The sequence below is a fragment of the Kocuria sp. genome (genome assembly GCF_030530945.1).
Lineage (GTDB): Bacteria > Actinomycetota > Actinomycetes > Actinomycetales > Micrococcaceae > Kocuria.
On sequence record NZ_JAUMTZ010000011.1, the window covers coordinates 55,351 to 66,736 of the forward strand.

General features: G+C 71.5%; 9 protein-coding genes and 1 pseudogene. 7 read left to right on the forward strand and 3 right to left on the reverse strand.

The annotated features are described in order from the left end of the window. Positions 1 to 28: 28 nt before the first annotated feature. A pseudogene (sucB, locus tag Q4A22_RS09765) lies at positions 29 to 1,075 on the forward strand (2-oxoglutarate dehydrogenase, E2 component, dihydrolipoamide succinyltransferase); the annotation flags it as partial. A 116-nt stretch (positions 1,076 to 1,191) separates the two neighbouring features. Beyond that, entirely contained in the window at positions 1,192 to 1,548 is a 357-nt protein-coding gene (locus tag Q4A22_RS09770) for a hypothetical protein (protein ID WP_303179025.1), read from the forward strand. Positions 1,549 to 1,621: 73 nt separating this feature from the next. Here the strand turns inward: Q4A22_RS09770 and Q4A22_RS09775 are convergent, their stop codons facing one another. After that, entirely contained in the window at positions 1,622 to 3,673 is a 2,052-nt protein-coding gene (locus tag Q4A22_RS09775) for a protein kinase (protein ID WP_303179026.1), read from the reverse strand. A 74-nt stretch (positions 3,674 to 3,747) separates the two neighbouring features. On the opposite strand from Q4A22_RS09775, the gene lipB reads away from it, so the two are divergent. The 3 genes from lipB to Q4A22_RS09790 all read left to right on the forward strand — a co-directional run bounded on the left by lipB (position 3,748) and on the right by Q4A22_RS09790 (position 6,480). Further along, complete coding sequence (lipB, locus tag Q4A22_RS09780; protein ID WP_303179027.1) at positions 3,748 to 4,488, forward strand: lipoyl(octanoyl) transferase LipB; 741 nt, start codon at positions 3,748 to 3,750, stop codon at positions 4,486 to 4,488. An 85-nt stretch (positions 4,489 to 4,573) separates the two neighbouring features. Next, positions 4,574 to 5,581 (forward strand): lipoyl synthase, encoded by a 1,008-nt coding sequence (gene lipA, locus Q4A22_RS09785; RefSeq protein WP_303179029.1) that lies wholly within the window; start codon positions 4,574 to 4,576, stop codon positions 5,579 to 5,581. A gap of 149 nt (positions 5,582 to 5,730) precedes the next feature. Then, positions 5,731 to 6,480, forward strand: a complete 750-nt coding sequence (locus Q4A22_RS09790; RefSeq protein WP_303179031.1) for a DUF4191 domain-containing protein — start codon at positions 5,731 to 5,733, stop codon at positions 6,478 to 6,480. A gap of 16 nt (positions 6,481 to 6,496) precedes the next feature. On the opposite strand, the gene Q4A22_RS09795 is transcribed toward Q4A22_RS09790, so the two are convergent. After that, a complete protein-coding gene (locus Q4A22_RS09795; protein WP_303179033.1) occupies positions 6,497 to 6,943 on the reverse strand; it encodes an RDD family protein in 447 nt (148 codons plus the stop codon). Positions 6,944 to 7,178: 235 nt separating this feature from the next. On the opposite strand from Q4A22_RS09795, the gene glnA reads away from it, so the two are divergent. Next, complete coding sequence (gene glnA, locus Q4A22_RS09800) at positions 7,179 to 8,603, forward strand: type I glutamate--ammonia ligase (protein ID WP_303179035.1); 1,425 nt, start codon at positions 7,179 to 7,181, stop codon at positions 8,601 to 8,603. Between the two features lie 185 nt (positions 8,604 to 8,788). On the opposite strand, the gene mptB is transcribed toward glnA, so the two are convergent. Beyond that, complete coding sequence (gene mptB / locus Q4A22_RS09805; RefSeq protein WP_303179037.1) at positions 8,789 to 10,348, reverse strand: polyprenol phosphomannose-dependent alpha 1,6 mannosyltransferase MptB; 1,560 nt, start codon at positions 10,346 to 10,348, stop codon at positions 8,789 to 8,791. Between the two features lie 170 nt (positions 10,349 to 10,518). On the opposite strand from mptB, the gene orn reads away from it, so the two are divergent. Next, positions 10,519 to 11,142 carry an oligoribonuclease gene (gene orn / locus Q4A22_RS09810; protein ID WP_303179039.1) on the forward strand — a complete coding sequence of 208 codons (624 nt, stop codon included), beginning with the start codon at positions 10,519 to 10,521 and terminating at the stop codon, positions 11,140 to 11,142. Positions 11,143 to 11,386: the final 244 nt, after the last annotated feature.

An 11,386-nucleotide genomic window follows, 5' to 3' on the forward strand; every position in this document is an offset into this window, starting at 1 on the left:
GTCAGTCCACCCGCGGGAGATCTAGGACCCGGAGGCCGCGGACGCCGAGGCCCCGAAGTCCCAGGACTCCGGGTCCGCCTCCGACGACTCCGCCTCCGCAGGTGGCAAGGACGTGGCCGGCTACGTGACCCCGCTGGTGCGCAAGCTGGCCCGCGAGAAGAACGTGGACCTGAGCACCCTCACGGGCACCGGCGTGGGTGGCCGCATCCGCAAGCAGGACGTCCTGGCCGCCGCCGAGCAGTCGGCGTCCTCCTCCGCCCCGGCCATCCAGGACACCGGCGCGGACATGGCCCCGGCCGTCTCCCGTCAGGGCTCCGCGTCCGCTCCGGCCGCCGCGCCGGCGCCGGACGCCAAGCGCGGCACCACGGAGAAGGCGCCCCGCATCCGCATGACCATCGCCAAGCGCATGCGGGAGTCCCTCGAGGTCTCCGCCCAGCTCACCCAGGTGACCGAGGTGGACATGACCCGCGTGGCGCAGCTGCGGCAGAAGGCCAAGGACCAGTTCCAGAGGCGCGAGGGCGCGAAGCTCACCTTCATGCCCTTCTTCGCCAAGGCCGTCGCCGAGGCCCTGCAGGCCCACCCGGTCCTGAACGCCACGTTCAAGGAGGACTCGAAGGAGATCGTCTACAACTCCTCCGAGGACATCGCGATTGCCGTGGACACCCCCCGCGGGCTGCTGGTCCCGGTGGTCAAGAACGCCGGTGACCTCAACCTGGGCGGTCTGGCCAAGCAGATCGCCGAGCTCGGCGGCGCGGCCAAGGACGGCAGCATCTCTCCCGACGCCCTGGCCGGCGGCACGTTCACAATCACCAACATCGGCTCGTTCGGCGCCCTGTTCGACACGCCGATCATCAACCAGCCGCAGGTGGGCATCCTGGGCACCGGTTCCATCGTGAAGCGGCCCATGGTCATGACGGACGCGGACGGCAACGACACCATCGCCATCCGCCACATGTGCTACCTCTCCCTGACCTACGATCACCGTCTGGTGGACGGCGCGGACGCCGGCCGGTTCCTCAGCACCCTGAAGAAGCGTCTCGAGGCCGGTCAGTTCGAGTCCGAGGTGGGCCTCTGACCGGACGCCGCCGGCACTGCGCCGGAGGGACCGCGGGCGTGCTTGCCGCGCCTCTCTCCAGCAACGGTGGCCGCATCGTCTGATCACCAACGGCTCGGGGTGGCTATTCTCGAAGCATGTTCTTCCTCCACAACCTCCTCCTGTTCCTGCACCTCGTGGGTGTCGCCATCATCGTGGGCACCTGGATCTACACCATGAAGCGGCCGACCGTGACGGTCGCACAGTTCTGGTCCGCGGTCCTCATGCTCCTCACCGGCCTCGGCCTGGTGGGGTACTACGAGATGATCGGCCAGCACGACGCCCTGAACTTCGCCAAGATCGGGGTGAAGATCGTGATCCTGCTGGCGGTGCTCGTGGCCGCGTTCATCGGCATGCGCAAGACCCAGCGCGGCGAGCCGGTCTCCACCGGCCTGGCGCACGCCGTGGGCGGGATGGCGCTCATCAACGTGGCGGTAGCCGTCTTCTGGGCGTAGCACCCGCGGCCGCAGCACTCTGACACCGCAGCCGCCGGGTCCACCGCCCGGTCGGCTCTTTCCGGGCTCTGGGTCACCCGCCCGCCTGCAGGGGCGTCACGTCCGCGAGACGCCACCCCTGCGGGGTCTGGACCACCGAGATCCGCAGTGCCTGCCTCGCGCCCTCGGTGCCACCCGTCACGGACGACCCTGAGGGCAGCGTTCCGCGCCAGCCGCGGGTGAGCACCACGGCCCGGTACGTGCGCGTGCGCGCCGCCTCGGCGGGGGACAGCCGCTGCCCGCGCGGCCGCTCCTCGGCGAGGAACGTGGTCTCCATGCTCAACCCGGAGAACGCGGAGCTCCCGGGATTCGCCGCCGTCTGCTCGGCCGCCCGGCGGATCAGGTCCTGGTCACGCGCGGCAAGGCGTGAGCCCGGCACGTACACCGCCGCCACGGCGGACTCGTCCCCCGCCGCGAGCGCCGCCGCACGGGCCGCCACCAGGTCCCGCACCGCCTGCTGCGCCTCGCGGTCCCTGTCTGCCATGCTCGCCCCGGGTGCTCCCGGTGCGGCGGTGGCACCGCCCCGATCCGTGGCACCGGCGCTCGGGGCCGGGGAGCCAGAGCCCCGGGCCCCGGACGCGTCGTCGCCCGCGCGCTCCCCGCCAGTGGTCCCGGCCGTGGCACCTGACCCGTCCGTGGAGGTCGACGACGCCGCAGGGGCCTGCTCCGCGGACCCGGCCCCGTCCTGCCACTGGGCCACGCCCCAGACCGCGGCCGTCACGAGCACTCCCGCTCCCAGGACCAGCCACACCCGGCGGGGCGGGTGTGCGAGCGTGAGCGCCGATGTCCCACCTGCCGAGGACGCGGCAGTGGTGCTGCCGGTCCCAGGGCGGCTGCGCTCCGCACGGCGGAGCTGCGGACGCCGGGACTGCCGCGAGTGGCCACGTTCCGCGCGGGCGCGCCGCAGGCGCCTGGAGCGCTCCACCGTGCCGTCGGCGCGGATCACCTCGGGCGTCATGCGCTCGGGGGGCCGCCGCGCGGGCCGCGGGGGCGGTGCTGCGGTGTCGAGCCCGGCCGCGAGCTCGCGGGCCGAGGGCCGGGATGCGGGGTCGTCGGCGAGCGCGGCCTCCAGCATGAGCACGAGCGGCCGCGGTGCCGTGGGGCACATCAGGGTGAGGGGCACGCGGTGGGAGTCCGGTCCGGGGCGGCGCCCCGTGAGGGCACGCCACCCGAGCACGCCCAGCGCGTAGACGTCCGCGGCCGCGGTGGGTGGCTCTGCAGGCAGCACGGGGGTGGAATCGGGTGCTCCGGCTGCTGGCTCCGGTCCCTCGGCGTGGTCACGCTCTCCCAGACCCCATGCCGGGCCGGGACCGTCCGCGCCGGAGGGCGCCCCGTACCCGTCCACCAGCACCCGTCCGTCCTCGGTGAGCAGCACGTGCTGCGGGCTCAGGCGGGCGTGCACCCAGCCGTGCTCGTGCAGCTCGGCCAGGGCGCGGGCCACCGCGCGCAGCACGGGTGCCACGTCCTGCGGGGCGAGCCGCCCCTCGGTGCGCATCCGCTCCGCCAGCGAGCGGGCCGCCACGTGGTCGGTGACGAGGGCCTCGGCACGCCCCTGCTCCCCCAGGGTGGCCCGCACACTGACCAGGTGGGACGGGGTGATGCACGAGCAGCCGGCCACGAGATCGGTGAACTGCCGCTGCAGCCCACGACGCCGCTCCGGGTCCTCGCTCACCGCGAACGTCACCGTGAACTCCTCGCGGGTGCTGCGCTCCCTGGCGAGCCACGTGCGGGTCCCGTCCCCCTCCCCCAGCCGGGCCACCAGCTCCAGGCCGGCCTCGTGGGTGGCCGCATCCGGGTTCCCCGCCCCGCGGGTCTCCTGCGGCTCTGCGTCTCCGGGCGGCTCGGAGCGGACCGGGCCCGGACCGGGCGGTACGGGTGCATCCGCGGGGGCGTTCCCCGTGAGCTGCCCACGGTCCCGCTCGGGGACGGCGCGGGCGGCCCGCACGCGCTCGTCGGCGGAGCGGCGTCGTCGTGGCCCGCCGGGGATCGGCCCGGTACCGGCGCCGCCCGTGCCCAGGACGGTGCCGGGAGCCGTGCCGGGGACGGTGCCGGGCTCCGCGGAGGGCGGTGTGTGATCGTGGCGCATGGCACCACTGTGCCGTGTGACGGCAGCTCCTGCTCACGTTATCCACAGGGTGCCGGAAGGGATAGGCTGGCCGGATGGCTCTGCACTTCGAACGCATCGGTCTGGCGCCAGACCTCGTCAACTACCGCGAGTGCCTGGACCTGCAGCGGCAGGTCCACCAGGAGGTCGTGGCGGGGACCCGCGGCAACACCGTCCTCATGGTCGAGCACGACCCCGTGTACACCGCCGGTCGCAGGACCGAGGAGCACGAGTACCCGTGGGACGGCACGGAGGTGGTGCCCATCGGCCGGGGCGGCAAGCTCACCTACCACGGGCCGGGAATGCTCGTGGGATATCCCATCGTGCGGCTGCCCATCCCCCTGGACGTGGTGCGCTTCGTGCGCGTCCTCGAGGAGGTCATCATCGCCGTGGTCCGCGACTTCGGGGTGCCCGCCACCACCGTGGAGGGTCGTTCCGGGGCGTGGGTGCTCGCGGACGAGCGCGGCCCGGACCGCAAGATCTCCGCCATCGGCGTGCAGGTCTCCAAGCGGGCCACCATGCACGGCTTCGCGCTGAACTGCTCCAACGACCTGCGCCCGTTCGGCAAGATCATCCCGTGCGGCATCACCGACGCCGGGGTGACCTCCATCAGCCAGGAGACCGGGAATCGGATCGACCCCGCGGACGTTGTGGAGCGTATGGAGCAGGAGCTCTCCGCCCGCGAGAACGACCTGTGCGTGCCCTTCGAGCCGGAGACACCGGCGGCCCCCGTGCGCACGACCCGGAGCCGGGACACCGGCAGCTCCGGAGCACCCGTTCCGACCGCGGCCCCCTGAGCCGGCCGCGGCCACAGATTCGTCATGGCCCGGACCCGCGCACCGCGGGAGCGGGCACTGTCAGCGCCACCAGCGAGGAGAACGCATGACCATCGCACCCGAGGGCCGCAAGCTGCTGCGCGTCGAGGCGCGCAACGCCGAGGTCCCCATCGAGAAGAAGCCCTCGTGGCTGAAGAACACCGCCAAGATGGGCCCCCAGTTCACGGAGCTGAAGTCCATGGCCCGCGGCCGCGGACTGCACACCGTGTGCGAGGAGGCGGGCTGCCCCAACATCTACGAGTGCTGGGAGGACCGTGAGGCCACGTTCCTGATCGGCGGGGACACCTGCACCCGGCGCTGCGACTTCTGCGACATCGCCACCGGCAAGCCCGGCATGGTGGACGTGGCGGAGCCCCGCAAGGTGGCGGAGTCCGTGCGCGACCTCGGCCTGCGCTACGCCACCGTGACCTCCGTGGCCCGTGACGACCTCGCGGACGGCGGTGCCTGGCTCAACGCGGAGACCATCCGCGCGATCCACGCCATGAACCCCAGCACCGGCGTGGAGATCCTCATCCCGGACTTCAAGGGCCAGCCCGACGCCCTGCAGCAGGTCATCGACGCCCAGCCCGAGGTCTTCGCCCACAACCTCGAGACCGTGCCGCGGATCTTCAAGCAGATCCGCCCGGCCTTCGCGTACGAGCGCTCCCTGGACGTGCTCACGCAGGGCAAGGACAACGGGATGATCGTGAAGTCCAACCTGATCCTGGGCATGGGCGAGACGGACGACGAGGTCTACGAGGCCCTGTGCGACCTCCACGACGCCGGGTGCGACATCATCACGCTCACGCAGTACCTGCGCCCGGGCCCCACGTTCCACCCCATCGACCGCTGGGTGAAGCCCGAGACCTTCGTGGAGCTGTCCAAGGCCGCCGAGGAGATCGGCTTCCTGGGTGTGATGGCCGGGCCCATGGTCCGCTCCAGCTACCGGGCCGGCAAGCTCTGGGCCCGGGCCATGAAGGCGATGGGTCGCGAGATCCCCGAGCACCTGGCGCACATCGACGACTCCGGTTCCGCCACCCAGGAGGCCTCCTCCCTGCTGGCCCGCCTGAGCTGACACCGCCCGCCACCCCGACGACGCCGCCCGCTTCCGGGCGGCGTCGTCCGCGTCCGGGGCGCGCCGCGGGAGCCGTGCACCCACCCCGGACGGGCCCCGCAAGCGGCTAGAATGACCGCGAACCCCGACACCGACTGCGAGGAATGACCGTGTCACCAGCCACGTCCACCAAGGCCAAGGCCGTCGAGCGCGACCGCAAACGCGAGGAGAAGCGCCAGAGCAAGGCCGCCAAGGGGCCCGGCGTGTTCGCGCAGATGAAGCAGGTCTTCCAGATGACCCGCGAGCGGGAGCCGAACATCCTGTGGTGGATGATCCTGCTGGGTCTGGGCGTGCTGCTCGTCTTCCTGCTTATCGGGGTGGCCCTGGGCAACTGGATCACGTGGCTGCTCATCGGCATCCCGTTCGCGGTGCTGGCCGCCGTGATCCTGCTCTCCCGCCGGGCGGAACGGGCCGCGTTCTCCCGGATCGAGGGCCAGCCCGGTGCCGCCGGCGCCGCGCTGTCCACCCTCAAGCGCGGGTGGATCGTGGAGGAGGAGCCCGCCGCCATGGACCCCAAGTCCAAGGACCTGCTCTTCCGCGCGGTGGGCCGCCCCGGCGTGGTGTTCATCACCGAGGGTCCCGTGAACCGCGTGGACAAGCTCGTCACGCGGGAGCGCCGCCGCATCGGCCCCGCCCTCAAGAACGTGCCGATCCACGTGGTCAAGTCCGGCAACGGCGAGGGCCAGGTGCCCCTGAACAAGCTCGCCAAGCAGATGCGTGGGCTGGAGAACAAGCTCACCAAGGAGGAGGTGCAGGTGGTGTACCGCCGCATGGGCAGCCTGCAGAACCGCCTGCCGATCCCCAAGGGCGTGGACCCCACACGGGCCCGCCCGGACCGCAAGGGCATGCGCGGACGCTGAGCCCCCACGGGTGCGCTCAGCGCACCCGCACCAGGACCGTGTCCACGGCGCGGTCGTGGAGCCCGCGCTGGTCCTCGTCCACCACGAGGGGCGGGACCACCAGGCACACCAGCAGCGACCTGACGGCCGCCCTGCCGAACCCGGCGGGGCGGCCGTCCATTGTCTGCACCTGCAGCCCCAGCAGCCAGTGTCCCGGGGTGCGCCCGAAGAACCCCACCATGAGGGCGCTGAGCGCGAAGAACACCGCAAGGTTCATGAGCCCCGAGCCGTTCCACGCGCTCAGGAACACGGAGGCCACGAGAACGCTCAGTGCCCAGTCCACGAGCAGAGCCACCACGCGCGCGGGGAAGCGCGCCACGGACCCGGGCCCCTGCGGCGGGCGGCCCAGGCGTCGACCGGGGTAGCGGTCCCGCTCCTGCGGTGCACCGTCGAGCCACGAGCCCATGTCCTGGCGAGAAATCATGGTCCCAGCCTATCGGGCGGCACCAGGGGCCCCGGGCGTCCTCGCTAGACTGGTCCGTGCACCGCACCGGTCAAGGACGTCGCCCGGTTTTCGTTACACGCGCGAAACACACGCGTGACGGCCGGGCAACGCCGGGTTCCTACGCTGGACACCAGAACCGGACGACCGCGGCACCCCGAACCCCGAGGTGCGCCGCGGCGTCGACCGGACGCCCACACAGAAGGAGAACAGGTCCATGTTCCAATCAGCCGAAGAAGTTCTGGCGTTCCTCAAGGACGAAGACGTGGTCTTCGTCGATCTGCGCTTCACCGACATGCCCGGGGTGCAGCAGCACTTCAACCTGCCCGCCAAGGCGGTGGACGAGGACTTCTTCACGGACGGCCAGCTCTTCGACGGGTCCTCGATCCGCGGCTTCCAGGGCATCGCCGAGTCCGACATGCAGCTGATCCCGGACCCGCAGTCCGCCTTCGTGGACCCCTTCCGCGTGGAGAAGACCCTGGTGGTCACGTGCTCCATCGTGAACCCCCGCACCGGTGAGCCCTACCACCGCGACCCCCGTGGCGTGGCGGAGCGCGCCGAGGCCTACCTGGCCTCCACCGGCATCGCGGACACCGCGAACTTCGCGTCCGAGGCCGAGTTCTTCGTGTTCGACGACGCCCGCTTCCAGGTCCGCCCGGAGTCCACCTTCTACAAGCTGGACTCCGAGGAGGCCCCCTGGAACACCGGCCGCAAGGAAGAGGGCGGCAACCTGGCGAACAAGACCGCCCTGAAGGGTGGCTACTTCCCGGTCTCCCCCGTGGACAAGCAGGTGGACCTGCGCGACGCCATGTGCGTGGCCCTGGACGACGTGGGGCTCGAGGTGGAGCGCTCCCACCACGAGGTGGGTGCCTCCGGTCAGGCAGAGATCAACTACAAGTTCTCCACCATGACCGCCGCCGCGGACGACCTGCTGAAGTTCAAGTACGTCATCAAGAACACCGCGGACGCGTTCGGCAAGACCGTCACGTTCATGCCCAAGCCGGTCTTCGACGACAACGGCTCCGGCATGCACTGCCACCAGTCGCTGTGGAAGGGCGGGGAGCCGCTGTTCTACGACGAGAAGGGCTACGCCGGTCTCTCGGACCTGGCCCGCTGGTACATCGGCGGTCTGCTGGAGCACTCCTCCGCCGTGCTGGCGTTCACCAACCCCACGGTGAACTCGTACCGCCGCCTGGTGAAGGGCTTCGAGGCCCCCGTGAACATGGTCTACTCGCAGGGCAACCGCTCGGCGGGGATCCGGATCCCGATCACGGGCACCAACCCCAAGGCAAAGCGCCTGGAGTTCCGCGCCCCGGACCCCTCCTGCAACCCCTACCTGGCCTTCTCCGCGCAGCTCATGGCGGGCCTGGACGGGATCCGCAACCGCATCGAGCCCGCTGACCCGGTGGACAAGGACCTCTACGAGCTCCCCCCCGAGGAGGCCAAGGACATCAAGAAGGCCCCCGCCAGCCTGGAGGAGGCCCTGCAGGCCCTCGAGGAGGACCACGAGTTCCTGCTGGCCGGTGACGTGTTCACCGAGGACCTGATCGAGTCCTGGATCGAGTACAAGCGCGAGTTCGAGCTCAAGCCGCTCTCGCTGGTTCCCCACCCCCTGGAGTTCCAGCTCTACTACGGCGTCTGAGCCGCACCCCGCACGACACCGGTGGCCCCGCTTCCCACGGAAGCGGGGCCCCCGGTCGCTGCGCGCTGGAGGCCCGCACCCGCGGTCCAGGACCGCAGGAGGCGGGCTGGGTCCGCAGGAGCCGGGACGGTGGGCGGCCGGGGGCCGCACCACCCGCGCGGGACGGGCGCGGGCGACGTCGTCCGCTACAGCACCGGGGCCCGGGACCCCCGCGGGGCGGGGCGCCGACGGAGGCGACGGGTGCTCGGGTCCAGCACCCACAGGTACACCCCGAAGGTCAGCGCGAGCAGAGCGGAGATGACCCTCGCGGCGAGGAGGTCCAGGTTCAGGTAGGGAAAGATGTCGAGCTGGTCCGCGACCGCGTACACCGTGAAGAAGCCGGTGACGAAGAGCAGCACGTCCGCCTGCCAGTCGTCGCGGATGCCCGTGACCGCGAACAGGGGGATGAGCCACACCACGTACCAGGCCTGAATGATGGGCGCCAGGAGCACGAACGCGGCCATGGCCCACGCGAGGCGGCGGAAGATCCGGGAGTCGCGCCCCACGAACATCAGCACCACCGTCACGCACGCGGCGAGGGCGGTGCCCAGGCTGTGCACCGCCTTCATGGCCGCAGCACCGTCCAGCCCCCATGAGGAGACGAGGAGCTGGACGAAGAGCCCGAGCAGGCCGATGGGCGCGTACCAGATGTAGACCGAACCCGGTGTGGACACCGCCGAGACCCAGCCGAAGCCGAAGCCGCTGACCGCGCCCATGATCCCCAGCAGCGTCACGGAGTACGCGAGCGTGAGGCCCCACACCACGAACCTGCGCGGCCAGGAGGCGTCCCGCCCGGCCCACAGCAGCCCCACGAACGGCAGGAACACCAGGGTGATGGGCTTGATGGCCACGGACAGCGTGACCAGCGTGGTGCCGAGCAGCCCTCCCCTCCAGTTGCGCCGCACGGCCGCCGCGTAGGTGCCGAGCAGGGCCAGGGCCAGCATGACGGCGTCGTTGTGGGCGGCCACCAGGAAGTTGGTGAGGAACAGCGGGTTGGCCACGCTCAGCCACAGCGCGCGGCGGGGGTTCACCCCGTGCAGCCGCGCCAGGCGTGGCACGACCCACATGCACGCGAGGACCGAGAGCACGCACAGGGCGCGGAAGAGCAGCACGGAGAAGTCCGGCTGGGTGCCGGTGAGGGTCACCACGAGCTGCTCGATCCACAGGAACACCGGCCCGTAGGGCGGCGGGGACTGGGCCCACAGCTGGTCCGCCCCGAGCTGGAAGAAGTTGTCGATCGCCGAGACGCCGGACTCGTAGGGGTTGAGCCCGCTGGCCATCACGCGGCCCTGGCCGATGTATGAGTACACGTCCCGGCTGAACAGCGGAACGCTCACGAGCATGGGCGTAGACCAGGCGGCGATCGCGATCAGCACCCACCGTGCGCTGCCCGGGCCCCACGGCCGCAGCTCCTGGCCGAGCCGCAGCCACTGCCGCACCAGGAGCATGGAGCCCAGCGCCAGCAGGGTAATGGCCACGAGCACCCCCAGGGTGTCGAAGCGCATCCACATGATCAGGGGGACGCGCCGCAGCGCGGAGACGCTAGCGAGCCATCCCACCCCCAGGGACCCCAGGAACACCGCCACCGACCCCAGCGCGCCCAGTGCCACCGTGCGCGGCAGGGCGGACGACGTCGGAGGCCCGGGGGCGTCGACGGGCCGCGCGGGCGGCGTCGTCCCGCGGTCCGTCCTGGACGTGATGGGCACGACTGTCCTCCCGGTGGTGTGGTTCCCGGACCGCCGTGCGGCGAGCCGGGCGGGGCCGCCGGTGGAGGGGGCGGCACCGGGGCCGATCCTATCGTGCGGCGCCGTGCGCACCCGGGGTGCAGGTGGACGGGGCGCGGCCCTCCTGATCGACGACACGATAGATTGGGGAGGTGACGACTGGAAACCAGAGAATCGTGTGGATCGACTGCGAGATGACGGGGCTCTCCCTGTCCGAGGACGCGTTGATCGAAGTGGCCGCGCTCGTGACCGATGACGAGCTGAACGTCCTGGGCAGCGGCGTGGACGTGGTGATCAAGCCCCCGCAGGAGGCGCTCGAGCAGATGGGCGACTTCGTGCGCACCATGCACGAGAACTCCGGGCTGCTGCCGGAGCTGGAGTCCGGGACGGACATGGCCCACGCGCAGGCCCAGGTGCTCGAATACATCCGGGAGTGGGTCCCGGAACCCGGGAAGGCGCCCCTGGGAGGGAACTCGGTGGGAACGGACCGGACGTTCCTGGCGCGGGACATGCCGGAGCTGGTGGAGCACCTGCACTACCGGGTGATCGACGTCTCCACCATCAAGGAGCTCGCCCGCCGCTGGTACCCGCGCGCCTACTTCCAGGCCCCCGAGAAGACCGGCAACCACCGCGCCCTGGGGGACATCGAGGACTCGATCGACGAGCTGCGCTACTACCGCCACATCCTCTTCCCCGGGGATCCGGGCCCCACCTCCGACGACGCCCGCAAGGTCGCCGCGCTCATCCAGGCCTCCCCCACCCGCACCGCGCACTGAGGATTTCGGCGCTGCCCGGAGCGGGCCGGCGCCAGCCAGCCGCGCGCGGCCACGGCTGGGCCCACGGGTGCCCAGCTCCCACCCCGTGGAGGAGACACCCGGGCGGATGCGGGACAACCGCCTCCGGTGCGCTATAGTGGTCGTCGTTGCCCGGCGGACCCAAAAGGTCTTAGCAGGGCACATGGTGGGCGTAGCTCAGTCGGCAGAGCGCCTGGTTGTGGTCCAGGAGGTCGCGGGTTCAACC

Bases quoted from the DNA above. Each gene is read 5' to 3' on its own strand.
- Q4A22_RS09795 (WP_303179033.1), bottom strand. From the start codon at position 6,943: ATGATTTCTCGCCAGGACATGGGCTCGTGGCTCGACGGTGCACCGCAG.
- Q4A22_RS09770 (WP_303179025.1), top strand. From the start codon at position 1,192: ATGTTCTTCCTCCACAACCTCCTCCTGTTCCTGCACCTCGTGGGTGTC.
- glnA (WP_303179035.1), top strand. From the start codon at position 7,179: ATGTTCCAATCAGCCGAAGAAGTTCTGGCGTTCCTCAAGGACGAAGAC.
- lipA (WP_303179029.1), top strand. From the start codon at position 4,574: ATGACCATCGCACCCGAGGGCCGCAAGCTGCTGCGCGTCGAGGCGCGC.
- lipB (WP_303179027.1), top strand. From the start codon at position 3,748: ATGGCTCTGCACTTCGAACGCATCGGTCTGGCGCCAGACCTCGTCAAC.
- Q4A22_RS09775 (WP_303179026.1), bottom strand. From the start codon at position 3,673: ATGCGCCACGATCACACACCGCCCTCCGCGGAGCCCGGCACCGTCCCC.